Genomic DNA, 26,142 nt, shown 5'->3' with positions numbered 1-26,142 from the left:
ACACAGAAAAGAAGGGATTCGATGAAATTAATTGAAGAATATCAATCTAAAGTGTTGAATAATGATTATAGCGAAGGCAGTGGAGCTACTGCTGTTATTAGTTCAAATATAGAAATGAAGATGAATGAGTATGGAGAATATAAAGAATTCATTCAAGATATAGATAAAGTAACTGAAGAAGAAGCTAGAAAAATTACTGAAGTTTCCCCAATGTTCTCAAGCTATAATGAAGACACTATAGCGAAAAAAATATTTAGCCAAACAAAAAATATTAAATATAGAGAAAAAATTGGTTATTATACAAATCTATATGCTGGACACGTAGCAGAAGCAGATTACCGTAGTCTAGCTAGTTCCGGCGGCATGGGAACTTGGATCTTAAAAGAATTGTTTGAAAAAAAAATGATTGATGGAGTTATTCATGTTAAAGCTACAAACGGTGGAGCTCAAGCGCCACTCTTCAAGTATGATATTTCATATAATATTGAAGAAATCCGAGAAGGAGCAAAGACTAAGTATTATCCCGTGGAATTCTCAGAAGTATTAAAAAAAGTGAAAAATCAGCCAGGAAAATATGCAATCGTTGGAATTCCTAGTTTTATAATGGCAATTAGATTATTAGCTCAACAGGACGAAGTAATAGCCGATAGGATTAAGTATACTATAGGTTTAGTTTGTGGACATCAAAAGAGTAGTAAATTTGCAGATTATATGGGATGGCAAGTAGGAATAAAACCGGGAAATTTAATAGCAATCGATTTTAGAAAAAAACTTAATTATGGGGCTGCTAATAAATATGCTGTTGAAATGACAGGACTAGTAGATGGGGAAGTAAAAACGATTACAAAAAGTACGAACGAACTGTTAGGCCAAAATTGGGGGCAAGGTTTTTTTAAAAGTAAAGCTTCAGATTTTACGGATGATGTAATGAATGAAACTGCGGATATAACAATAGGTGATGCTTGGTTACCCGAATATGTTAAAGATAATTTAGGCAACAATATTATTATCGTTAGAGATAATGGTATTCAAGCTTTAATTAATGAAGGAATTGAAACTAAAAAGTTGAGATTGGATATTTTAGATGAAGATACTATTATAAAATCTCAGAGCTCTCACTACAAACATACTTTAGACGAGTTACCATATAGATTATATAAGAAGGATAAAAATAATATATGGCACCCTAAAAAAAGAATTACTGCATCTAACGACTTATCAATTTTAAGAAAAAAAGTTCAGGACTTGAGAGAAATAATGTCTACTGATAGCCATGTCTTCTTTAAAAATGCTATAGAAAATGATAATATCGAATTGTTTACCAGCAAAATGAAAGAATATGATAGTAAATATACTCGTTTATATCAATTAATTAGCCTTAGAGAAAAAGGTCTTAAAAGTATTTTAAAAAAAATAACTAGAAAATAGAGAAATGGTCTGGTTAATAAAAGCTTGTTTGTAGTATGATGTATAATGAGCATCTATTAAAGGAGTTTATTAAATGAATATACTAGCTGTTATCCCAGCAAGGGGAGGCTCTAAGGGGATTCCTCGTAAAAATGTGCGGTTTTTGGCAGGAAACCCACTTATAAGCTATGCAATAACAAATGCTCTAAAGAGTGAATTTTCTGTTGATGTTTGTGTTTCTACAGATGATTTTGAAATTGAAAAAGTAGCTATAAAATATGGAGCTATGGTTGTTAAAAGAACTGAAGAATTGTCCAGCGATGAAATAACACTGGATCCAGTGATTTATGATGCGTTTATAAAAATGAGCAAACAGAAAAATAAAGAATATGATTACGTTATCACTCTGCAAGCTACATCTCCGCTGTTAACAGTAGACATTTTAGATAATGCTATTACGGAGTGTATAATAAATAATTATGATACAATAATCAGTACTGTGAATCAGCCTCATCTTCATTGGGAACAGTCAAAAGAAGGGGGATTTACTCCAGGGTATAAAGAAAGATTAAATCGCCAGTATTTACCTAAAAGGTATGTAGAAACTGGAGCCTTCTTGATTACTAAAGCAGAATGTATGAAACCAACTAGTCGTATTGGAAAGAATGTATCTGTTTTTGAAGTACCGGAATCACAATCTATAGATATTGATACACCCGCTGATTGGTGGATTGCTGAAAAACAATTAACCAAAAAAAATATTTTGATTAGAGTTGATGGTTACTCTGGAATTGGTTTAGGTCATATTTATAGGGGATTAGCGCTAGCTTATAATTTGATCGATCATAACGTTCAATTTGTTCTCAGTGAAAAATCAGATTTAGGAATAGAGAAAATAAAAAATAGTCATTTTCCTTTTACAATCATTAAAAGTAATAAAGAAATTGGAAAATTAATTAGTAGTCAGAAAATTGATATTATAATTAATGATATATTGAATACAACCAAAGATTACGTGACTTACTTAAAAAAATTAAATGTACGAGTAATTAATTTTGAAGATTTAGGTGATGGAGCAGATTCAGCTGATATTGTCATTAATGACTTATATGCTCCTCAGAGAAATGGAGATCACTATTTTTGGGGGAGTGACTATTATATTATTAGAGATGAATTTTTACTAAGTGAATCTAGCGTTTTTAACGAAGTAGTTAAAAACGTATTAGTCATTTTCGGAGGAGCAGATCCTAGTAATTTAACTTTAAAAGTGTTTAATGCTATTCAAAGTAATTTTGGTTATCAAAATATTCAATTCAATTTTATCGTGGGGCCTGGATACCCACATTATAATGACTTGAAAAACCTAGCGAAAAAATCAAGCTTAAACATAAACGTTATTCGAGATGTAAAGGTAATGACAGAATACATGAGAAATGCTGATATAGCATTATCTTCTCAAGGCAGAACGATGTTAGAGCTAGCGTCCATGGGTGTGCCAACTATACTGTTAGCCCAAAATCAAAGAGAGTTAAAACATGAATTTGGTTATTTAAATAATGGGTTTATAAATCTTGGATTAGGTGAATATATCGAGGAAGAAACTGTTAAAGATACTTTAGAGTGGTTAATAAAATCAGAACAAGTAAGACAACAGATGCATGATCAAATGAAGTTGAAAGATTTAAAAAATGGATTAAAAAGAGTATTACAAATTATTTTAAATTAAAGGAGCGAGTAAAATGGGGATTTTTGAAAAAACAAGAGAACAAGGGTACTATGTAATTGGAGAAATAGGAGTAAATTATTATGATATTGCAAAAAAAGAAAATATTACTCCTATGGAAGCCGCAAAACTAATGATAGATAAAGCAAAAGAATCAGGAATGGATGCAGTAAAGTTTCAAACTTATAAAGCAGGAACAATAGCCTCTAAATTTTCACCCTCATATTGGGATACATCAGAAGAATCTACAACTTCTCAATATGAACTATTCAAAAAATTCGATTCTTTTGGATATGAAGAATATAAAGAATTATCCCTTTATTGTAATGATTTAGGAATTGAATTTTTTAGTACTGCTTTTGATTTTGAGTCAGCTGACTATCTTAATGAAATGATGAATATTTATAAAATATCTTCTTCAGATTTAACTAATTTACCATTTATTGAGCACCAAGCTAAAAAGGGTAAACCTGTGTTGTTATCTGCAGGAGCTTCAACTCTTGATGAAATCAAAACAGCCATTGAAACAATTAAGAATACTGGAAATAACGATATTGTATTGTTGCATTGTGTGTTAGAATATCCAACACCTTATGAACATGCCAACTTGGAAGTAATTAAACTGTTAAAAGAAGAATTTCCAGATCTTGTAGTTGGTTACTCTGATCACACAAAACCTGATGAATTTATGGACGTTGTTAAAACTGCAGTTGCATTAGGGGCTCCTGTAATTGAAAAACATTATACTTTAGATAAATCTTTAGCCGGTAATGATCATTACCATGCTATGGATCCTGAAGATATGAAAAAGTTGAAAAAAGCACTAGAATTTCAAATTAAAATTCGGGGAAACAAAGAACTTAATCTTGATACGCAAGAAGCTGCAAGAAAGAATGCTCGTCGCTCAATTGTAGCTAATCAAAAAATACCTGCGGGTACAAGTATTACCAGAGAAATGATAACATTCAAGCGCCCTGGCTTAGGTATAACACCTTCTGAATTATCTTCAGTTATAGGTAAAAAAGCAAAAGATTTAATTGAAGAAGATACGATTCTCGTATATGATTTATTAGATTAAAGATATTGCATCTCAAGCTATAAGCATTTTTAGAATTCTTTAGATGCTGCAGTTTTGAGATGCTTTTCTTTTGAGAACACTTTTTAAGAATTGGAGTAAATGATGAAAAAGCCATTCTTTAGTATTGTAATACCTGTATATAATGCTGAAAAAACGATTATCGCAACATTAGAATCATTAGATGTTCAGACTTTTAATAATTTTGAAGTGATTTTAGTTAATGACGGTTCTGTTGATGAATCAAAAGAAATAATAAATGGATTTATCACAGATAAACCTCACTTTTGTATAATAAACACTATGAATGGAGGACCAGGTTCTGCAAGAAACATTGGCATCGATCATTCGAACGGAGAATACTTAATTTTTGCAGATGCAGATGATATTTTAAGAAATAATACATTAGAAGAGAGATATAATTTATTACAACAGTCACAACCTGATCTATTAATCACCTCTTATTCTATTAAAGTTCTTGATGATGGAGACATTGTTAGTGAAAAGATTACTAAGGTATCAGATACAGTCTATGAAACTAATGAGTCTTTTATTGATTCTTTATTTTCTTTGATGGAAAAACAGTTGATGTATGTAGTCTGGAATAAAGTTTATAGATTAGATATTGTCAAAAAACAACACATTAGATTTCCAAATTATAAAAGTTGTGAAGATCGATTATTCAACTTAGCATTTTTTAGCCAAGTTCAAAAAGTCGTTACAACAGAGAAAGTACTCTATGATTATTTTTTTGAAGGAAAAGAAAGCCTAACGAATAAATTTTTTGAGAATAAATTCAGTACTTTTGTTGAATTTTATTTAGCCTGTATTAAATTAGCACCAAAAGATATTGATGGGTTCAGTGCTCTCTTTCTAAAAGGAGTGCTATCCAGTATCATACCTGTCCATTCTATTAGTGGTAAATCATTCAAAGAGAAAAACACTTATATTAATAATATTCTACACAATGAACATGTATTACAGGCTGCAAACACAAGTAAAAGAAATACATTGATTAGAAAAGTTCTGGCAATGACGTTTAATATGCGTTCTAGTTTAGTAATGTATTTACTATCATATATCTTATATAGTGTCAGTAATCTTTCTCCTAAAATGATTGAAAAACTAAAAGGAAACTTTTAAGTGCTCTATTTAGAATCTACTGTTAAAAATTCAATAGAATTGGTAATAAGAAATAAGTTAATTAGAAAATGGTGATTTAATGATAAGTATAGTCATGCCGGTTTATAATGTTCAAAAAACGCTGGTTAGAGCGGTTGAGAGTGTGATCAATCAATCCTATAAAGATTTTGAATTAATACTAGTTAACGATGGATCTACAGATAAAAGTGGAGAAATTTGTGATGAGTTAGCACAAAAAGATAATAGAGTTATTGTTCTTCATAAAGAAAATGGAGGATTATCTTCTGCTCGGAACTATGGTCTCGACAATGCTTCAAGAAAGTATATTATGTTTATAGATAGTGATGATTACTATGAAACGGATATAATTTCTCACTTTATTAAAAACAAAGAAGCGGAAACTGACTTATTTGTTTTTAATGTCAGACGCATAAATAATAAAACTGTCAGATATTTGGACAGTATAGAAAAAACTACAAAAAGTCAAAGCGCTGCTTTAAAAAACTTATTTGAGTTTAAAGGAGCAGATTTTTATGCATGGAATAAAATCTATTTACGCACTTTATTTGATGGTGTAAGGTATCCTGAAGGATATTTATATGAAGACATTGTACCGTCATATGAAATAGTAAAGAAAGCCAAACAAATACAGTTTTCTGAGTATATAGGCTACAACTATATTGAGAACAGCGAAAGTATAGTGAATGCTGCATTTAATCCTAAGCAATATGACAATGTTTTGCAGAGAGTCATATTATTAGAGAAAATAGAAAAAGAGTTTCCAGAATTATTGTCGAGCGCAACAGAGAAACTTTTAGATGGATTTCTATCTACTGGGTATAAACTATCATTATCTGAAAAATCAGAAACAACTGTAGAATATTATAAAATCTTAAAAAAAGACATTAGAAAATTTAGAAGTCTTATAAAAAATAGTAAAAAGATACCTAAACCGAAATTAATCGCATTAAAATTACTCCAGTCTAACTTATTTTTGTATGGTAAGTTATACAAATTTTATTTAGGTAAATAGGAAGGGTTAAAATGAAAAAGTTAGCTTATTTGATACTTGCACATAATGATCCAACGAATCTTAAAAGAATGATTGATGCCTTAAATGAACATGCTGATTTTTTTGTTCATATTGATAAAAAAAACGATGAGATCTTGTTTACTGAGTTATTTCAAGAATATGATAATGTCATTTTTATATCAGATAGGTATAAGATCTACTGGGGAGGATTTTCTATTATCAAGGCTGAGCTTGCACTAGCGAGAGAAGCCTTAAGCCGATCTTATGAGTATTCTAGGTATATTCTTCTTTCTGGTTCTGACTATCCTATAAAACCCAATGATTTCATTCGAGATTTTTTTGAAAATTATGATTCTATTCAATTTATAAGAGGAATCAATCTAGACAAACTTACAAATAAAGAATTATTTGAGAGTCACATTGACTACTGGCAAAAACACGATTATCCATTTATAAGTAAAACAAATACTTTTGCCTTTAAAGCCTTTCGCGCTTTGACGAATAAAGTTTTAAGAAATTTTAAGTTATCGAAAAAAATAAGACATAGTAAATTTGATATTTATCAAGGATCACAATGGTGGGCTTTAACTGGAGATTGCTTGTTTGATTTAGTGAGAATGTATGATGAGAATAGGAAAGATTACAAAGTGTTTGAAATTATTTTTGCTCCAGATGAAAAATTTTTCCATACCCTGTTTTTTAATTCTGCTTACGCTTCTAAAAATCAAGTTGGGGGGCCTGATAAACCAATATATATGGAAAAAAGAGGAAAAGATACTTCTAAACAGACTGCAAAGCTGGCCAACATTCACTACTTAGACTCCTCTATGACAAAATGGTTTACGGAAGAGGATTATAAAATATTAAAGGATAGTGACAAGCTTTTTGTTAGAAAAGTTTCTACTGAATTTTCAACTCCTCTTTTAAACAAAATAGATTTAGATATCTTAAGAAAAAGGAATGTGACTAATGAACTTTAAAAAAGTCTTAAGCGACTACGTATTCAATCCTAATTATTATCGTTATATCAATTTAATTATCTTTATTATTTATTTTATACCTAGTGGACTTAATATTGAAAATATTCCAATGAAGATTTCGTTTGTATGGGGACTCCTTCTTTTAGCATATGATTTATTGACTGAGAGAAAGATGTTTAAACAGCCTTATTGGATTGTCTTGTTCTTATTGAGTGTATCTTACTTATTATCTGTAGTAACTAACTATCCTCATCAGTTCCCTGACACAATAATAAATTGGGGGTATCTATTAATTTCGGTTTTCATTTTTTATGTTTTTGATCCTAAGAAAAAATCTAGAAATATTAATAAGCATATACAAATATTGAATGATATTTTAATTTACATGACTATGGTATTGGGTACCGTAGCTATTGTGATGTTTATATTTAATATATCCTATCGAGTACCTGCAGGATTAGGTACTTTCACTTTAAGACAAGGATTTATTGGGAGTCGTCTATTCGGTCTGTACACTAGTCCAAATATTGGTTCGATGTTCGGATATGTATCGGTTATTCTAATGTTAGTAAACAATCATTTAAAGAGGGGTGATTGGAAAAATTTTCAAAACTTATATATATTTAACGGAGTAATACAGTATCTGTTTTTTATATTATCTAAGTCTAGAGGAACGCAGATTACTATATTTGGTTTTGGAATCATGTTAATTATTATTGCAACTGTTCTTCGTATTAGTAAAGATAAGAAATTATGGTCTTCAGTAAAGACGTGGGGATTAGGAACAGGCGTGGCATTACTCGTTTTCTTTTCAGTAAACAATACGGTTGAAGAAGGGCTGAGTTATATTCCTTCTATAGTAGACGTCGTTCAATATGAAGTCGCCGATCAATTTGGTGGAAGAGATGAGAATAATGAAAACAGTGATTTAGAGTCTGATAAAGAAGATCGCGAAATTCCATCTTTTTCTAGAATAGAATTGCGGCCAGAAGAAGAAGGTTCAGAACTATCCTCTGGTAGAGTTACGATATGGATGGCTGGACTACAGTTATTAAAACAAAAACCTTTATTCGGAGTTGCAGATACAGATATTTATAGAGGCATTGAGACCACTACTCAAATTGATGAAAGTGAATTAAGTGATATAGATATTGCAGAGTTAAAAAGAGCTAGCGGTAATATGCACAATACGTATGTTGCAGTATTAGCTAAATCAGGCATTATTGGATTTTTGCTATTAACTACTTTCGTTTTACTGATACTAAAAGACAATATTATTTATTTACTATCTGATAATTTCAATATTAAATCACCTGATTCTCAAATTTATGTCATTATACTAGTATTTTTACTTTCTCTTTTTGTTAATGATGCCGTAGAAAATCATCTCATCATGAATAACCGTGATGTAATAAGTTTGATTTTCTGGACATATCTGGGATACTTAAATTTTATCAGAGGCAGTTTGAAGGAAAAGAAGGTTGAATAAATGAATGCTTTCATCGCATGGACACCACTGCATATTATGAATATATTAAATACAGTTTTGAATTATTACGCAAATGAAAAAAATGATATATATATATATGATGAATTTGAAAATGCTAAAGAACTATATATTAAGATTAAAGAGACCCAATTATTCAATAAAGTTTTCTTAGTTGAACATCAAACTATTAAAAATTCAAAATTTAAGATTGTTCCCCTATTGGTCGGTACAAATCCATTTAAATTAAAGACAATTATTTATGATAGGATGTTTATAGAAGGGGATAATTACTTTGCTAAAGTACTGTATTCTTTATCAAAAAAGTCTAATAATAACTTGATCTTAAATTATATCGAAGATGGTATTGGGGCATACGTTGGATCTAAGATTCTAGACAGAGATTCAAGAAATAATAAATTGATTTCGAAGTTTAATAAAAATAGTATGTATAGATATGAAATCGATGAATTATACCTGTATGAGCCTAGTTTAGTTCAACAGAGAGATAACAAAGTATATAAAACTCTCCCGAAATTGAATGAAGAGAATGAAGCATACAAGTTCATTGAAAAGATATTTAATATAGCGGGAAAAGGTAAACCTACTAAGCTACCTGTGAAATATATATTTCTTGATCAGCCATTCCAACAAGATGGTAGTCAAATAGATGAAGTAGAAATATTCCAGCTTGTCAAAAACGCAATTAAACAGAATGAAGAACTTGTAGTCAAATTACATCCACGTTCTGATGCCAAAAAATATGGGAATGCACATTTTTTAGACACGAATGTCCCTTGGGAAATCTACTGTCTGACTGAAAATGTTGAAAAAACTCGAGTAATTAGTATGGCATCAACAGCTAGTTTCACACCATCCTTAATGTTTGGGAAATCTACTAGTATCATTTATTTAGCTAAAATTATTAAAGAATATTATCTTAAAAAAGGTTTTAACTCAGAAAACCAAATATGGCTTGAGAATACAATCGATTTAGCGGAAGAATTCAAAAAAAATGTTTCAGATAATATTCATATACCTGCAAGTCAAGAAGAGTTAGAGGTAATAATTGACGCATTATAATAGAGAATAAAGGAATTATAATGAAGCTAAATCCTTGAATTTTGAGGTTAATATTATATAGCCGATTGGATGGTTTGAGTTCGGTATTTTACTGGGCTTAAGCCACCAAAAGTTCTCTGTCTTACAGTTCGTGTTTCATGAACCATTAAAATTTTCCATCATTGCGTTGTACGAATCGAAACATTTTGCTTCACTACTTTAATCACTTTTCCTAAGCGATTTAAAACTTATTTGATCATTGAATTTTTTATATGAGAAAATGTTGGTTGTCTTACCAATTATTTTTACTATTACTCCACTATCTTTGTTTAAACCTGATAGTGAAGTTAGGACAGAAAGTAGCACGGTAAACTATCCAGCGCTTACTAGACGTGATTATGCTAGTGCAGTGACTAAAAGTTATGTCAAACAAGCGACTGTTTTCAAGGTATTGTGAAATCAATTTTTATTTAGAATATAGTTTATTTTATTAATTATGAATTTACTTATAAAAGTATAAGTTGAAAAATGAGTCACTTATCAAAAGAGATTCAAACTTTGAATTCCTACGTATCATAGCTATGATCATGATAGTTATATGGCACTTATGTGTGCACGGGATACAAAGTTCTATTCAAATTACGGATTTGAGTAGAATTAATCAGTTTTTATTTTATCTAATTGAGAGCATTACCGTAATAGCAGTGAATTTATACGTTCTCATTAGTGGTTATTTTTTATACAACAAAAACAAACCGATTATGTCGAAAGTTTTCAGATTAGTACTAGAAACTTTTGCATTTACAATGACTATATTTTTATTCTTGTTAATAATAGGAGAAGTAAAGTTCTCAAATAGATATTTATTATTATCTATTTTCAGTATTTTCTATGGAAAATATTGGTTTATAACTGTTTACATAGTTATGTTTACACTGTCACCTTATTTGAATATTGTCATTAGATATTTATCAAAAAAACAACACTTACAGTTGCTTGCGATATTATTTTTTATAGAGGCGATATGGCAATTTATGCACGTTGTGGATGCTATTGGGGTTAACGATGGTTATAGTGTGTTTCATTTCATATTCCTTTATTTTTTAGCAGCTTTTCTTGGGAAGTATGGATTTGTCATTAGAGATTTTAATAAGTATATCTATTTATCAGGTTTTTTTTCTATGACTATGGTAAATACAATCATTTCATATTTATCACCTAGTAGTATCGATAAACTATTTAGATATAATTCACCAGTAATAATTTTTTCAGCTTTTTGTCTATTTATGTTTTTTAAGAAAATTAGTTTCCAATCTAAATTGATCAATAGAGTATCTAAATATACTTTAGGAATATATTTAGTCCATGAACATTTTTTTATCCGACCATTACTTTGGGGAGATATAGGTGTTGTTCAAAAAGTATTGAGTGGACCTGAATCATTTTTTGTTATTAGAATAATAGTTTTCGGCATTCTAGTATTTGGTGTATGTTGGATTATAGCTTATATTATTTCAAACATTTTTAATTTAGCTTTTAATTATTTCGGTAATATTTTTAATAAATCAAAGTTATTCACCATGATCAGTAGCTTATTATCTCTTACTCGTAAAGCAATAGTATAAGTAGTGTGGTTTCCAAGAATATGATACATAAACTTCTCAAAACTTTTCGAAAGAAGATTTGAAAAGTTTATGTATTTATTTTGTCTTGAAAAGACAAGTTATAGTAAAAAGTTATTCAAATTGTCACAATCAGTAGGTTGTAAATTGTAATTTTTAAGGTAAAATGAAAATTGTTAGGAAAGTTTTTAAAATTATATTAAAAAGCACAAAGGAGCGTTTATTTATTGAAGAAAAATTACTTTCAAAAGAAGAATATTATTACGTGCACGGCTATACTTCTATTTCCTGCAACTTTATTAATTACATCTTCAAAAGTTGAAGCTCAAACTTCGAATGTTCAGGTAATGGAATCTGAAAATAATGAAATTCTTGAAAGATTAGAAGCTTACATATTAAACAGTGATGTAACAAAGGGTCAAATTGAAAATTTACCTTCAAGTTCTATTGAGAATGTATTTGAAGTGAATGGAGGTTTAGACGGAAAAAACTGGTCTTTTGAGGTTAAATCAAAAGAGTCTGGAATAATATTTATCTCTGATTCATTGGGTAATATTGTGGAATATCCAATAAATAAAAATGAACCTCAAAAATACGCATTCGAACATTCTGTTGACAATAAAAGTTATTCTTTTTATTTTGTTTCGGAAACATCCATGATTATTGACCATTTAGTTTTTAAAATTGGTATTGCAATAGATGAATCAAATAAGGTTGTGAATGGTTCTGAAGAAACCCCTTCTATAGATGAGCAAAATAGTGTTAGTGAACCTATAGAAGAAGATGTAGTAAGTAAAGAACTCAAAGATGAATCAAACGATACAAAAGATAATGATAATGAAATCACGATCAGTGACCCTTCCACTGATGAGAAGGCTATTATCAGTAATGAAATAGAACCTCATGTTAGGACATCCAGTGTTATCCAAAATGCCACGAGATATTATATTGTTAGCAGTGGAGATACTTTATGGAATGTTGCTAATAAATTTGGGATATCAGTACAAAATTTACAAAGTTGGAATAATCTATCTTCTAATACGATTACAGCTGGGAATGTACTATCAATAAATGGAATAAATATTTATCAGAAAATTGATGAAGAAAAAATGACTTTTCTCAAAAAAAGTGAATTTATTCAGTATATGTCAGGGCGTGCTAAAAATATTGCACATGAAAAGGGTAAGGAGCAATTATATGCTTCTGTTATGATCGCTCAAGCCTCTTTAGAAAGTAATTTTGGTACTAGTACACTGGCTGTTAATGGAAATAATTTATTTGGGATGAAAGGTTCTTACAATGGATACTCTATAGTAAAAAAAACTTGGGAATTTATTAATGGAGTAAATACTTATGTTGATGCTGATTTTAAATTTTACCCAAATTTTTCTAATTCATTAAATGATAATGCTAGCAGATTAAGAAATGGAACTAATTGGGATCCTAATTATTATAGTGGCACATGGGTTAGAAAAACATCCAGTTATAAAGATGCTACAAAGTGGTTAACTGGTAGATATGCAACAGACCCAAATTATAATCAAAAGTTAAATGGAATTATTGAGACATATAATTTACTTCAATATGACTTGGACACAGTGGATGTAAATTATGAAACAGAAATTTTACAACGTTCATTTTCAATAGATAGTTTGCCTTGGGGAAGTGCTGGAAGTGAAAGAGTTGCATCTTCAACAGACTATTACAATAAAAAAGTACAAGTCATTAGAGAAAATAAATCTAGAACTTATGCATTGATTCAAGTGAACGGAAAAGAGATAGGTTGGGTAGATAAACGAGCCTTTGAATTAGTGCTTTCAAAAGCTGTTGACTATGAAGTAGTTATTACTAACACAAATTATTCTATAGACAGTCTTCCCTGGGGGACGAAGGGATATAAGAAATTGTATTCAGCTAGTGATTTTAACGCTAGTTCTATTTTTCAAGTTACTGAAGAAACGACCAATGGAGCTTACGTAAGATTATCTCAAAATGGAGTAGTGAAAGGATGGATAGACAAAAAAGCAATATCCTCTTTTAATTCAGTAAAAGTATCCTATAAAGCTAAAGTGAATTATGCTGGACATTCTATTGATTCTTTACCCTGGGGAACAAGTGGATTTGCAAACATAGGTAAGTCAGACGATTACCTTGGTAAGGAGTTTACAGTATCTAGAGAAGCAAAAGGGGGTAACTATCTGCTCTTAAGCAACGGCAGCGATTTAATAGGCTGGGTGGATAAAAGAGCTATTGAATCATTTGAAACGAATTCTATTTATTATTCAGATACTATTTCACATGCAGGTTATTCAATAGATAGTAGGCCTTGGGGGTATAATGGGTACGAACAAAAAGATTCAGCAAATAATTATATTGGAAAGGTTGTAGATATTATAAGGGAAACTACGAATGGTAGTTATGCTTTTGTATCTTACAATGGAAAAGAACTAGGTTGGATTGACAAAAGGGCCTTCGGTAGAAAATCGGTTAATTATCAAACGTTCATTAGTACTTCAGGTTATTCTTTCGATAGTCTTCCTTGGGGAGAAAAAGGATTTACAAATATCGGAAATTCAAATAATTATATAAATCAGAAAGTAACAATTATTGCAGAAACAAAAAATGGTGCTTATAGCTTAGCTTTGCTTAATGGTAAATCATTAGGTTGGATTGATAAACGTGCAATTGAAACTTTCCAAACAAATATAATTAACTATAAAGAAACGATTAGAGAAACAAACTTTTCGATAGACTCTAAACCATGGGGTTATATTGGGTTTGAAAATGTTAGTTCTAGTTCAATATTGGTAGGTAAAGAAGTAAACGTATTAAGAGAAACAGAAAACGGAGCTTATGCATATATTTCTATAGAAGGAACTCCAATTGGTTGGATAGACAAAAGAGCATTTGGAAGAATTCCTGTTGCTCCGAATCAATATGCTGTAATTAAAAGTGGTTTTTCTATTGATTCTTTACCATGGGGGGAAAAAGGGTATAGTAAGCTTCATGACAGCAGTAGTTTTTCTGGGAAAAAAGTAAAGATAATACAGAAAAGTAATAATCTTGCATATGCGCATATTATTTTAGATAATCAAGAATTAGGTTGGATTGATTTGAGAGCTTTAAACGTGAATTGAAAAGAAGGAGTAAATAATGAAGCAGATAAATAAGAGTATTACTGTAATAAGTGTAGCAAGCCTTTTAGCGGTAAATAGTGTTCATCCAATAATCGCTAGTGCGGATACTGATTTTCAAAATCCTGATACCAATGAAGGGCAAAATGTCGGAGAAGAAATAACTGCTAAAGATACTGTTAATGATTATTATGAATTTTTGGAATCAGCTGAAGAAGTTAGTTTAACAGGAACTTTCGAGTCGTCAGAAACGTATCGAAATGTATACAACATTGATTCTAATAAAGTAATTGAGAATTCTTTGGAATTGTTGCAAAAGACTAAATTTGATATTATAAAAAAAATTCAGATAAATGGCGAACTTATTTACTTTGTTAAACTAGATGAAAAGCAAATTATGTGGGTAACCGAGGAAGAAATTCTCTTAGATGAAAAAGTGGTTGAGGGATCAGGTAATGAAACTACTACGGAGGAGAATCAACCTGTAGATATTGAAAAAAAAGATAATCAAAATACTGAAAACTCAGGAGAAAAAAATGAACAAAGTAATTCTATAATGAGTATAGAAGAAAAACCAGCAGAGGGATCACTAAATGATGAATTAACAGATGACCAAGTAAGAGTTTTGTCTTCTAATGTTAGTAGTCAGGAGATCCAATATCAAGTAGAAATTAAAGAAAAAGGTTTTTCTATTGATACTGTTCCATGGGGACATGAGGGATATAAGAAAGTTGGAGACAGTGCTTCTTATATCAACAAAAGAGTTACTGTACTAAGGGAAACAACAAACGGTGCCTATGCTAATATAGCACTTGATGGGAAAGAATTAGGTTGGATTGATAAGAGGGCTTTTAATATGATAGCTGTTAAACCTTATAAAAGAACTGTTGTCTTTTCAGGTTATTCTATAGATTCTGCGCCTTGGGGATCAGATGGTTATTATAAAATTAGTAATGCGATTGATCAAATATTTAATGAAATTACTATAGTAGGAGAGAGTAAGAGCAAAGCTTATGTTTATATTGTAGATAATGGTGTTGGAATTGGTTGGATTGATAAACGTGCATTAGGCACTCCTAGTCTTATTGAAAAGAAAATAATTACATCACAGACACACTCCATAGATTCCGCGCCTTGGGGACAATCAGGATATAAGCAATTAACAACAGCAAAAAACAATCTGTATCAAGAGGTTGAAGTTATGCTTAGAAGCTCTAATGGAGCTTATTCATTAGTTAGATCTAATGATAAATATCTAGGTTGGATTGATAATAAAGCATTGAATAAAACGACCGACAGAATAACCTTGTCGATTGTAAAGTCCAATTATAGTATTGACTCATTGCCTTGGGGAGAAAAAGGATATAAAACAATTGGTTCAACTGGTGATTATCTAAATAAAAGAGTTGAAATAGTTGCAGTAAGTAACAATGGAGCTTACGTTCTTATTACTTCTAATGGCAATCAAATAGGTTGGATTGACAAGCGAGCTTTGAGTATTAATGCAAGTTCTTATCCTTCAGTTATTACTACTTCTGGATATAGTATTGATACACTACCTTGGGGAACACCGGGTTCAAAAAAGGTTAGTCAAACTGATAACTATGTTGCAAAGAATGTAAAAGTAGTATCAGAAACAAGCGGAGGAGCCTACTTGTTAGTTGTAGAAAATGGAAAAGAACTAGGCTGGGTAGATCATAGAGCTTTAGGAAAAGCTGAAAATGTATCTGGGAGTATACCCGTAGATTATTCAACTACCATATCAGGAGCAGGGTATTCTATCGACACCTTACCCTGGGGGATGAATGGTTTTAAAAAAATGAGTTCAACAAGCAATATTTTAGGAACAGCAGTGAAAGTAACACACCATTATAAAGGATATGCTCTATTAGAGATTAACGGAGCTAAGTATGGTTGGGTTGATAAAAAGGCGCTAGCAAATTCTCCGCAACCACAAAATGTTGTTGGTCAACAGAATGTTTACTACAATGCTGTTATAAAAGGAAACTATTCTATAGATACCTTACCTTGGGGAACAAAAGGCTATCAAAAACTATCTCACACAAGTTTAATTTCAGGTAAAACAGTAAAAGTTCTCCGAATTACTAAAGGTTATGCCTATATTAGTTTAGACGGAAATGATCTAGGTTGGGTAGATAGAAAAGCGATAGGTAACCCTGTTGTTTATATTGATCCAGGTCACGGAGGATCCTTCCCAGGAACATCTGGTGGAGGGATTTATGAAAAGACATTAACTCTTTCTACTGCTAAAATCTTGAGCGATACGTTAAAGAATAGAGGATACAACGTTATTATGACTCGAAATAGCGATACTCAATTTTCTAGTAATTTAAGTACTGATTTAACTACTAGATCTAGAATGGCAAATACAGGAAACGGAGCAATTTTTGTAAGTATTCACTATAATTCAATGGGAGTGAATGGTACTGCAAAAGGTATAGAAACATTCATTCAAAATTCAACATACACACAGAATAGAAATGATTTTAATACAAATGACCCAAGAATTAATTCAAGTTTGAGACTAGCTGATTCAACTCATAAAAAAATAATATCATACACAAATATGTATGATAGAGGAGTTAGGGCACAAAACTTGAATGTATTACGAAATACAGAAATGACAGCTGTTTTATATGAATTAGGATTTATGAGTAATACTAGTGAACTATCAAGAATAAAAACCAGACAATACCAAGAAACTGCAACGAGGGCAATAGCTGATGGTATTGACCAGTACTTTTTGAGGTAATATGTAAAAAGTCGTAGCTTTAGCTGCGACTTTTTTACTGCATTTCAGAAGCGACAAAAAAATAGAATGAGATAGTATTCGGAATAAAACCTGTCTTCATATATAATAAATGTTATATTAATTATTATTTTGAAAGTAAGCGATGAATAGCTGAGTACCTACAAATAAAAATCGGACACCTCTATAATAAGAAATGTCCGAAGAGTATAATATACTGAATGTCTAGCGACATTCCATCTGCACCTTTGGATTCCATGGCAAATAAGCCTCCAAAGGTGTATTTTGTCGATTTGGAAGATAAGTTAAGAGGTAGTCCAGATATTTTCGTGGATGTAATCCGTTGGATTTGGCCGTCTCGACGAGACTCAAAATAGTCGCAACGGCATGAGCACCCTCAAAAGATTTTGAAAACAGCCAGTTCTTTCTGCCCATAACGAGTGACTTGATGCCACGTTCGGCTAGATTGTTGGATAGCACGAGACGGCCGTCCTTCAGAACGTTCATCATTCGCTCTTTCTGATTCAGCGCATAGTTGATCGCTGTGCCAAGTTTGCCATGCGCAGTTAGGGATTCACACCAGTCAAAAAACGCCTCAAGCTTTGGCTTCACTAGTTCTAAGCGCTGATCATACCGTTCGCTAACAGATAAGTCCTTGAGGGACTTATCCAACGCAAATAACTCGTTACACAGCGTGACTCCCTTATGAGCGACACTCTTACTGGAATAGTTCTTTGGACGGGCGTCATAGAACTTCCGTCTGATATGCGCCAGACAGGCAATCATCGTCATCCCTGGAAGATTGTTGTACCCGGAGAATCCATCACTATGTAGATAGCCAGTGTACTCCTCTAAGAAATCTCTAGGGACAGAGCCACTGCGTGATGGACCAAGCTTGTAGATATGTATGGCACGTTCGCTGTATTTGCCGGTACTGAATAACCACATATAGGACTTTTGTCGGTCTTTGTCATTCAGTACTTTGAATGTCGTTTCGTCGGCGTGTAGAACCTTCTGGTTCAACAGTTCTTGTCGCATTACAGCCACCAGTGCTTCGAAATAATACTGGGACGTTTTAATGTGCCAATTCGCAATGGTATGCCGAGGAATCGGATAGCCAAGTAGATTCCAATAAGCCTCTTGTCGGTAGGCTGGGACTTTTTGCTCGAACTTCTGATACATCGTTTCTGCTATCAGCGACGCAGAGGCGGCTGTATTATTTAAAGGAAGTCTTGGGATTTCAGATTTTGCAAACGGCGTCCGTGTCCCGCTTTTTTCGCAGTTCGCGCAGGCATATGTTTTTTGGAAATGTCTGTGGTTTTCAACTCTTGCCGGGATAAATTTCACTTCCTGACGGATGAGTTGTGTACTGATTTCTTTCATTGCTTCCTTACATGTTGGACACGTGCAAGATTCGATTTCATGAATGTGATCAACAGTAGGAAGAGAAGACAACTGCTTGTCTTTTAAACCTTTACGTTTTTTGCGACGGCTAACGGTTGTGACTATAACTTCTTCTTCGTCGCTTTGGTCACCAGTCTGCTCTGGTTCGCTAAAAAGGCGCTCATTGAAGAGATTGCCTTGATTGGGATCATCTTTCAACGTTTCCTTCTTTGGGCCGTACAATTTCTGAGTTAAGAATTCGATTTGTTCTTTCTGTAAGGAAAGCTCATCATCTTTTTGAGCGATAATGGTCTTCAGTTGTTTGTTTTCTTCTAACAGCTGATCTAACTTTTCAATAATCACTTCAAACTGTTTTTCGCTCTTGATAGACATGTCTGCTTCTCCTCACATAAATAGTACTTAAATTTTACACTAGTCAGAAAAAGAAAACGAGAGAGCCATTGATTTTTTCATCAATTTCTCTCTCATTTCTTAGGCTATACTTCCTTTAACCGCAGGTTTTATGGAGACTTTTTGATTAACAGATAATCCTTCAAGCAGCCAACGCAGCTGTTGCGCACTTAACTTTTGAATCTCGTTCTGGTTACGCGGCCAATTCAATTTCCCATTCTCTAAACGCTTGTATAAGAGAAGGAAGCCGTCGCCTTCCCAGTAAAGAGCTTTGAACCGATCCTTCTTTCCACCACAGAAGAGAAAGAGGGCCTCATGATAAACATCCATATCATATTCTTCTGTGATCGTCGCAGCTAATCCATCAATTTGACGGCGCATATCCGTCTTTCCACACACGATAAAAATATTCTCTACTTGAGTAAAATCAACGAGTTTCATTGAATGACATCTCCGCGAGGAGAACTCTCAATGTCGAGGGTTTGATCCCCTCGTAAATAAGTAGCTCTGTCTGACTATTTTTTAAATGTGCCACCATTTTCTGTGAATGGAACTTCGAAATGTGTCGGCGATCAGTTTTATCGTCATGTAGGGTTATCGGTATGATAGACTGTTTATTCTTTTCCAAATTAAAAACCTCCTGTGTACTTAAGATATCTCAAGTTTAACAGGAGGCCGCTAGGACTCACAGGTACCTAGCTATTCATCGCTTACTTTTGAAAGATAAATACATTCCAGAGTAAAGCATACACGGTTAGGAACATGGAAGAATATAATAAATTTTAAATTTAAAGATAATTGCCAATTATTTATTCTAGATAAAAGGAAAAATTAATAAATTCTTCATAAGTCGTCCATTGTATTTTGTTTTTATACTGGTAAAATAGTGTAGAATGTTATTTTACTGGTTAAGAAAGAAGGTAGGAAATGGAAGATGAATCACGGGTTAGACGAAAACGTAAAAAGAGAAAAAAGAAATCTTTATGGAAAAAAATTTTAATAGCATTTTTAGTTGTTTTATTAATAATAGTTGGTGCTGGAGCTTTTGTTGCTTGGAAAGTATATAGTGATGTGCAGTCATCAACTGAAGAGATGTACGAGGAAGCAGGACACGAACAAATTAGAACGAATCCCGTTGTGGTTGATGATGGGGAAGAACCATTTTCTGTATTGTTAATGGGAATCGATACGGGGGATATGGGAAGAACAGATCAAGGTCGTTCTGATACGATGATGTTAATGACTGTTAATCCAAATACTGAAAAAACGACTATTGTAAGTATCCCCAGAGATACATATACTGAAATAGTCGGTAATGGAACAATGGATAAAATCAATCATGCTTATGCATTCGGCGGAACGGCTATGGCTTTAAATACCGTTCAAAATTTATTTGATATTCCTGTAGACTATTTTGTTTCTGTTAATATGGAAGGATTACAACAAATTGTAGATTCTATAGGTGGAGTAGATATTACGCCTAATTTAACCTTTGAACAAGGTGGTTATAGTTTTGTTGAGGGACAGACTGTCCATATGGATGGAAATACTGCTCTAGAATATTCTCGAATGAGACACGAGGATCCAAACGGAGATTATGGCCGTCAAGAAAGACAACGAGCAGTAGTAGAAGCAACTATCCGTAAAATGGCTTCAGTTGAATCAGTAATGAATTACCGAGGAGTATTAGATAGTTTAAGTGCAAATATGCAGACAAATATGTCATTTGACGATATGGTAGATGCATTTACTAAATATAGTTCTGCAATTGGTACAGTAAATCAGGAACAATTATCAGGGACAGGCGAAAAACAAGATGGTGTCTATTATGAATTTATTCCTGAAGAAGAAGTTCAACGAGTCAGTAATATTTTGAAAGAAGAACTTGAGTTAAATTAGTTATCAAGGTACTATCGTTATTATAGGTAGTACCTTTTACTACATTTATTATTAAGGGATTTTACATTTGAATATAAAAATAGAATTGAAGGAAATTAAATGAAGATTACAGTTGTAGGAATGGGATATGTTGGTTTATCAAATGCTATTTTACTTGCTCAGAATAACGAAGTAAAAGTATTAGAAGTTGTTGATGAGAAAGTAGAAATGATTAACAACAAAAAATCTCCTATTGAAGATAAAGAGATTCAAGACTATTTAAGAGAAAAAAATTTAGATTTAGCGGCTACTACAAAAAAAGAAAAAGCATATTTTAACAATCCGGAATATGTCATTATAGCTACACCAACGAATTACGATGACGAATCTAACTTTTTCGACACTTCTCTAGTAGAAACCGTCATTGAAGATGTATTGAATTATGCACCTGATGCAGTCATTATCATTAAATCTACTGTGCCGGTAGGCTATACTGCTTCAGTGAGAGAGAAGTATAACACGGATAAAATCATCTTCTCGCCTGAATTCTTGCGAGAAGGTAAAGCTTTATATGATAACTTACACCCTAGTCGAATTATCTTAGGGGAAGATTCAAAACGTGCTCAGACGTTTGCTGACTTACTAGTTGAAGGAGCAGAAGATGAAGATATTCCAGTGTTGTTAATGAATTCAACTGAAGCAGAGGCTGTTAAATTATTTGCGAATACTTATTTAGCGCTTCGGGTAGCCTACTTTAATGAATTAGACACGTATTCTGAAGTTCATAATCTTGATACAAAGTCTATCATTGATGGTGTAGGATTAGATCCGCGTATTGGAAATCATTACAATAATCCATCATTTGGATATGGTGGGTACTGTTTGCCTAAAGATACTAAACAATTATTAGCAAACTACGATAAAGTTCCCAACAAGATTATCGGAGCAATCGTAGAGGCTAACCGCACTAGGAAAGACTTTGTAGCAGAACAAATTCTAGCCAAAAATCCTAGAAAAGTTGGCATCTACCGTTTAGTCATGAAAGCTGGTTCAGATAATTTTAGACAAAGCTCTATTCAAGGCATCATGAAACGATTAAAAGCGAAAGGTATTGAAGTAGTTGTTTACGAACCTGTACTAGAAGACGATCTGTTTTATAATTCGAAAGTGAATAATAATCTGGAAGAATTTAAACAAGAAGTCGATGTAATCGTTGCGAATCGTTTAACGGATGACATTTATGACGTGAAAGAAAAAGTGTATACAAGAGACTTATATCATTTAGATTAAAAGGAAGATTATTAGAGAATGTATCCTTCTCAGTACTTTGGAGAAGGGTACATTTTTTATTTAATATGTGACGATATTATCGGAAAATAGTGTAAAAATGTAGTAATTATTTGAAAAAGGTCATTATATTATTTGCTTTTTTAATAGAATATTAGTATGGTTTAATATATAACAATGTAAACTGTTATTTTTTTTAATCTTTATAGCTAATTTATAGGAGGAAATTATGGAAGAAGAAATAAGTTTGGTTGAACTTTTCAGTACACTAAAAAAAAGAATTGGTTTGATCATCAATATGGTGTTAATAGGGCTGGTGTTATCAGCAGCTTATACTTTTTTTATAGCTACACCAGAATATAGTGCAACAAGTCAATTATTGGTTAACCGCACACAAGAAACGGAAGTTATTCAAAGAACCGATATTGATACGAATGTTCAATTAATCAATACATATTCAGATATCATTCGAAATCCAATTATTTTAGACCCAGTTATAGATACATTGAGTCTAAATCAAACAACTGAACAACTTAAAGAGAAAATTACGGTGACTACAGCAGAAAATTCTCAAGTGTTCTCATTACAAGTTACTGATGATAACCCTTATGAAGCTGCTGAAATAGCGAATACAACATCAACTGTATTCAAAGATAATTTAAATTCTATTATGAATGTTGATAACGTAACAATCATTTCTGAGGCAGTGGCGGATACAGATCCTGTTTCTCCTAATAATGTACTTAATGTGGCTATTGGAGTTGTTTTGGGTGGAATGATTGGTGTAGGAATCGCCTTTTTACTAGAATTTTTAGACACGTCCGTTAAAGATGAGAAGTTCATCGTTGATGAACTAGGATGGACTAATCTGGGAACGATTTCCATGATGTCAGCTGACGAACTTAAGTCAGAAAATCGTCCTTCAGCACCGCAAAGAAAAAGTGATTCTCGAGCTTCCCGTTCGAGAGTATAAAAGGAGTTTAAGTAGATGCTGTTTAAAAAGAAAAAAGATACAAACTTAAATGACCGTCCGGGATTAGTTGTTCTAAATAGACCAACATCAGTCGTTTCTGAACAATTCCGAACGATTCGTACGAATATCCAATTTTCAATGATTGATGAGACTTTAAAAACCATCGTCGTGACATCTGCAGGACCTTCATCGGGCAAATCAACAGTAGCTGCTAACTTGTCAGCGACTTTGGCTTCTGATGATAAGCGAGTATTATTAGTCGATGCAGATTTACGTAAACCAACCGTTCATAAAACGTTTAATATCAGAAATAGTGATGGATTGACAAAACTGCTAACTAATAGAATGACAAAATTAGAAGATGTAATTTATCGCACTCATACAGATGGGTTATATTTATTGACTAGTGGCGCTATTCCACCTAATCCAGCTGAGCTATTGTCATCTAAGCGCATGGGTGAAGTGATTGAAGAGATGGGTCATTACTTTGATATGATTGTGTTTGACATGCCGCCTGTATTAGCAGTGACAGATGCTCAAGTCATGGCTTCTAAAGTAGATGGGGTATTGTTTGTTATTCCTAAAGGTGAAGTAAGTAAAGACCAAGTATTCAAATCCAAAGAATTGTTAGAAAATGTAAAAGCAAACATACTGGGTGCAGTACTAAACAAAGTAGATAAATCCGACGATTATTATTACTACTACGGAGAATAATGAATTGAAAGAATATTGTGAAGCAATAGGATCATAATATTCTTTCAATATTTTTACATAGAAAAACAAAATAAGAGAATGTTTTACAATTTTTTACTAATTATTTTAAATAGTTTAAATAAAAGAGGAGTGTATTGATATGAACCGTAAATTTAAACGAGTCATTTTGGCTATTATAGATCTGATTGTTATCGTTCTTACAATTGGATTTTCTTATCTGTTTTTAAATCCGTTTGTATCAATAGCTACATCAGATGTTGTTTATTCACTTTTCCTTCTGATAATAGGCTACAGCATACTAGCTTGTAGTTTTAAAATTTTTAATAAAATCAATCGGTATACGAGTATTAAAGAAACCTTTACACATTGTGGTGTGATTACCCTCGACTATTTGATTTCTTCTATAATACTCATGCTATGGAGTTCAATTAGTATGAGATTTCTTTTTTTATCTTACATATTGACCGTGATTATTATTCCCAGCAGCAGAGTGGTCTGGAGAATTATGATTGAGCACAGAGTTAAACTTGAGAAGATAGAGAATAATATAGATAACAAAGTTTACCGAACATTAATCGTAGGAGCTGGTGAAGGTGGTAGTCTCTTTATTAAGAATCTTAAGCATAATCCAGAAATTATTTTAGTAGGTGTCGTGGATGATGATATGAATAAAGCGGGAACAACAATTTATGGTACTCCTATCTTAGGGGATACAAGCGAAATAAGTGAAATTGTGAAAAAATTTGGTATTGATCAAATTACAGTTGCCATTCCCTCACTTGAACCCAAAGAATTAGATCGTATCGTAAGTCACGCAGCAAAAGCTAATGTAAAAGTAAACCAGATGCCTTCAGTAGAAGATATTGTCAAAGGAACTTATCAGGTTAATAAATTTAAAGAAATCGAAGTCTCAGATTTATTAGGCAGAGAAGAAGTTAAATTGAACATGGAAGAGATTTCCAAACAAGTATCTGGAAAAACTATTTTAGTTTCTGGTGCTGGTGGTTCGATTGGTTCAGAGATATGTAGACAAGTTATGCGATTTTCCCCAAGAAAACTTTTATTACTTGGACACGGGGAAAATTCGATTTATCTTATAAATAGAGAATTAAAAGAGATTGCGAGAAAAGAGAATATAGAACTGATTCCTGTGATTGCAGATATTCAAGATAGAGAGCGTATTTTCAAAGTGATGAAAGAGAATAAACCCAATATCGTCTATCATGCAGCAGCCCATAAGCACGTTCCACTTATGGAATATAATCCATCAGAAGCTGTTAAGAATAATATTTTTGGTACGAAAAATATGGCTGAAGCAGCAAAAGCAGCAAATGTAGAGAACTTTGTGATGGTCTCAACTGACAAAGCTGTAAACCCACCTAATGTGATGGGGGCAACAAAACGAGTTGCTGAAATGATTGTGACAGGACTCAATGAAAAGAATAAAACTAAATTTGCAGCAGTCAGATTTGGAAATGTCCTAGGCAGCAGAGGAAGTGTTATTCCAGTTTTTAAAGATCAAATTAAAAAAGGCGGGCCAATAACGGTCACTGACTTTAGAATGACACGCTATTTTATGACCATTCCCGAAGCTAGTCGTTTAGTATTGCAGGCTGGGTCCCTAGCAAAAGGTGGAGAAATTTTTGTCCTTGATATGGGAGAACCAGTTAGAATAGTTGAGTTAGCTAACAAGATGATCCAATTAAGTGGAGAAAAAAGTAGCAAAGTAGAAGTTGTCGAATCAGGCATCAGACCTGGAGAAAAATTATATGAAGAGTTGCTGACTAAAGAAGAACTAACCGAAGAAAAAGTTTTTGAAAAAATCTTCGTAGGTAAAGTAACGAATGCTCCGCTTGAAGAGGTTCTTATCTTTGCTGGTAAATTAGAAGACTTGGATGACGAAGAACTGAGAGAAAAGCTTATATTTTTTGCGAATAATAAAGGTAGTTTTGAAAGAATGAATAAATTCTCGAGTGGCGGTTCTTCACTAGCCCTTGCCGAAGATTAAAAGTATCAATATAGTTATTATAATATATATATCACATATCTTACCAGGAGGGA

18 protein-coding genes are annotated in these 26,142 nt (G+C 32.4%); 16 read left to right on the top strand and 2 right to left on the bottom strand.

Annotated features, from left to right (window positions below):
• Positions 1–21: 21 nt before the first annotated feature.
• The 11 genes from BKP56_RS11670 (at position 22) to BKP56_RS11620 (ending at position 17,438) form a co-directional block, all read left to right on the top strand.
• Positions 22–1,428, top strand: coding sequence for a Coenzyme F420 hydrogenase/dehydrogenase, beta subunit C-terminal domain (locus tag BKP56_RS11670; protein WP_072695238.1), 1,407 nt, complete (start codon positions 22–24; stop codon positions 1,426–1,428).
• Positions 1,429–1,501: 73 nt separating this feature from the next.
• On the top strand, positions 1,502–3,133 hold the full coding sequence (pseG, locus tag BKP56_RS11665; protein ID WP_072695237.1) for a UDP-2,4-diacetamido-2,4,6-trideoxy-beta-L-altropyranose hydrolase: 1,632 nt from the start codon (positions 1,502–1,504) through the stop codon (positions 3,131–3,133).
• Between the two features lie 13 nt (positions 3,134–3,146).
• Positions 3,147–4,208: an N-acetylneuraminate synthase family protein gene (locus tag BKP56_RS11660; protein WP_072695236.1), complete on the top strand. Its 1,062-nt coding sequence runs from the start codon at positions 3,147–3,149 to the stop codon at positions 4,206–4,208.
• 102 nt (positions 4,209–4,310) lie between these two features.
• Entirely contained in the window at positions 4,311–5,348 is a 1,038-nt protein-coding gene (locus BKP56_RS11655) for a glycosyltransferase family 2 protein (RefSeq protein WP_072695235.1), read from the top strand.
• Positions 5,349–5,490: 142 nt separating this feature from the next.
• The gene (locus tag BKP56_RS11650) at positions 5,491–6,381 is read left to right on the top strand and encodes a glycosyltransferase family 2 protein (protein WP_442914820.1); all 891 of its coding nucleotides are present in this window, start codon (positions 5,491–5,493) and stop codon (positions 6,379–6,381) included.
• Between the two features lie 11 nt (positions 6,382–6,392).
• A complete protein-coding gene (locus tag BKP56_RS11645; RefSeq protein ID WP_072695233.1) occupies positions 6,393–7,361 on the top strand; it encodes a beta-1,6-N-acetylglucosaminyltransferase in 969 nt (322 codons plus the stop codon).
• Positions 7,351–8,850 carry an O-antigen ligase family protein gene (locus BKP56_RS11640; protein WP_072695232.1) on the top strand — a complete coding sequence of 500 codons (1,500 nt, stop codon included), beginning with the start codon at positions 7,351–7,353 and terminating at the stop codon, positions 8,848–8,850. The genes BKP56_RS11645 and BKP56_RS11640 overlap by 11 nt, the downstream gene beginning before the upstream one ends.
• The gene (locus BKP56_RS11635; RefSeq protein ID WP_072695231.1) at positions 8,851–9,930 is read left to right on the top strand and encodes a polysialyltransferase family glycosyltransferase; all 1,080 of its coding nucleotides are present in this window, start codon (positions 8,851–8,853) and stop codon (positions 9,928–9,930) included.
• A 560-nt stretch (positions 9,931–10,490) separates the two neighbouring features.
• The gene (locus tag BKP56_RS11630; RefSeq protein WP_072695230.1) at positions 10,491–11,534 is read left to right on the top strand and encodes an acyltransferase family protein; all 1,044 of its coding nucleotides are present in this window, start codon (positions 10,491–10,493) and stop codon (positions 11,532–11,534) included.
• A gap of 224 nt (positions 11,535–11,758) precedes the next feature.
• Positions 11,759–14,668 carry a GW dipeptide domain-containing protein gene (locus BKP56_RS11625; RefSeq protein ID WP_072695229.1) on the top strand — a complete coding sequence of 970 codons (2,910 nt, stop codon included), beginning with the start codon at positions 11,759–11,761 and terminating at the stop codon, positions 14,666–14,668.
• A gap of 16 nt (positions 14,669–14,684) precedes the next feature.
• A complete protein-coding gene (locus BKP56_RS11620; protein ID WP_072695228.1) occupies positions 14,685–17,438 on the top strand; it encodes a GW dipeptide domain-containing protein in 2,754 nt (917 codons plus the stop codon).
• Positions 17,439–17,660: 222 nt separating this feature from the next.
• Here BKP56_RS11620 and tnpC read toward each other — a convergent pair whose 3' ends face one another.
• Entirely contained in the window at positions 17,661–19,211 is a 1,551-nt protein-coding gene (gene tnpC, locus BKP56_RS11615) for an IS66 family transposase (protein ID WP_083540463.1), read from the bottom strand.
• A gap of 99 nt (positions 19,212–19,310) precedes the next feature.
• On the bottom strand, positions 19,311–19,670 hold the full coding sequence (gene tnpB, locus BKP56_RS11610; protein WP_072693819.1) for an IS66 family insertion sequence element accessory protein TnpB: 360 nt from the start codon (positions 19,668–19,670) through the stop codon (positions 19,311–19,313).
• Positions 19,671–20,156: 486 nt separating this feature from the next.
• Between tnpB and BKP56_RS11600 the strand changes: the two genes are divergently transcribed.
• From BKP56_RS11600 to BKP56_RS11580, 5 genes are all read left to right on the top strand, one after another.
• A complete protein-coding gene (locus tag BKP56_RS11600; protein WP_072695227.1) occupies positions 20,157–21,128 on the top strand; it encodes an LCP family glycopolymer transferase in 972 nt (323 codons plus the stop codon).
• A gap of 99 nt (positions 21,129–21,227) precedes the next feature.
• Positions 21,228–22,397 (top strand): nucleotide sugar dehydrogenase, encoded by a 1,170-nt coding sequence (locus BKP56_RS11595; protein WP_072695226.1) that lies wholly within the window; start codon positions 21,228–21,230, stop codon positions 22,395–22,397.
• Between the two features lie 226 nt (positions 22,398–22,623).
• On the top strand, positions 22,624–23,367 hold the full coding sequence (locus BKP56_RS11590) for a YveK family protein (protein ID WP_072695225.1): 744 nt from the start codon (positions 22,624–22,626) through the stop codon (positions 23,365–23,367).
• Between the two features lie 15 nt (positions 23,368–23,382).
• Entirely contained in the window at positions 23,383–24,081 is a 699-nt protein-coding gene (locus BKP56_RS11585) for a CpsD/CapB family tyrosine-protein kinase (RefSeq protein WP_072695224.1), read from the top strand.
• Positions 24,082–24,220: 139 nt separating this feature from the next.
• A complete protein-coding gene (locus BKP56_RS11580; RefSeq protein WP_072695223.1) occupies positions 24,221–26,089 on the top strand; it encodes a polysaccharide biosynthesis protein in 1,869 nt (622 codons plus the stop codon).
• Positions 26,090–26,142 lie beyond the last annotated feature (53 nt).

The sequence above is a fragment of the Marinilactibacillus sp. 15R genome (assembly GCF_001895285.1).
In the GTDB taxonomy this organism is placed as follows: domain Bacteria; phylum Bacillota; class Bacilli; order Lactobacillales; family Carnobacteriaceae_A; genus Marinilactibacillus; species Marinilactibacillus piezotolerans.
Note: the sequence above shows the minus strand (reverse complement) of the source record. Positions and strands in the feature narration are given on the sequence as shown.

Bases quoted from the DNA above. Each gene is read 5' to 3' on its own strand.
- BKP56_RS11595 (WP_072695226.1), top strand. From the start codon at position 21,228: ATGAAGATTACAGTTGTAGGAATGGGATATGTTGGTTTATCAAATGCT.
- pseG (WP_072695237.1), top strand. From the start codon at position 1,502: ATGAATATACTAGCTGTTATCCCAGCAAGGGGAGGCTCTAAGGGGATT.
- BKP56_RS11670 (WP_072695238.1), top strand. From the start codon at position 22: ATGAAATTAATTGAAGAATATCAATCTAAAGTGTTGAATAATGATTAT.
- tnpC (WP_083540463.1), bottom strand. From the start codon at position 19,211: ATGTCTATCAAGAGCGAAAAACAGTTTGAAGTGATTATTGAAAAGTTA.
- BKP56_RS11640 (WP_072695232.1), top strand. From the start codon at position 7,351: ATGAACTTTAAAAAAGTCTTAAGCGACTACGTATTCAATCCTAATTAT.
- BKP56_RS11590 (WP_072695225.1), top strand. From the start codon at position 22,624: ATGGAAGAAGAAATAAGTTTGGTTGAACTTTTCAGTACACTAAAAAAA.
- tnpB (WP_072693819.1), bottom strand. From the start codon at position 19,670: ATGAAACTCGTTGATTTTACTCAAGTAGAGAATATTTTTATCGTGTGT.
- BKP56_RS11645 (WP_072695233.1), top strand. From the start codon at position 6,393: ATGAAAAAGTTAGCTTATTTGATACTTGCACATAATGATCCAACGAAT.
- BKP56_RS11585 (WP_072695224.1), top strand. From the start codon at position 23,383: ATGCTGTTTAAAAAGAAAAAAGATACAAACTTAAATGACCGTCCGGGA.
- BKP56_RS11600 (WP_072695227.1), top strand. From the start codon at position 20,157: ATGGAAGATGAATCACGGGTTAGACGAAAACGTAAAAAGAGAAAAAAG.
- BKP56_RS11655 (WP_072695235.1), top strand. From the start codon at position 4,311: ATGAAAAAGCCATTCTTTAGTATTGTAATACCTGTATATAATGCTGAA.
- BKP56_RS11580 (WP_072695223.1), top strand. From the start codon at position 24,221: ATGAACCGTAAATTTAAACGAGTCATTTTGGCTATTATAGATCTGATT.
- BKP56_RS11620 (WP_072695228.1), top strand. From the start codon at position 14,685: ATGAAGCAGATAAATAAGAGTATTACTGTAATAAGTGTAGCAAGCCTT.
- BKP56_RS11660 (WP_072695236.1), top strand. From the start codon at position 3,147: ATGGGGATTTTTGAAAAAACAAGAGAACAAGGGTACTATGTAATTGGA.
- BKP56_RS11630 (WP_072695230.1), top strand. From the start codon at position 10,491: ATGATCATGATAGTTATATGGCACTTATGTGTGCACGGGATACAAAGT.
- BKP56_RS11635 (WP_072695231.1), top strand. From the start codon at position 8,851: ATGAATGCTTTCATCGCATGGACACCACTGCATATTATGAATATATTA.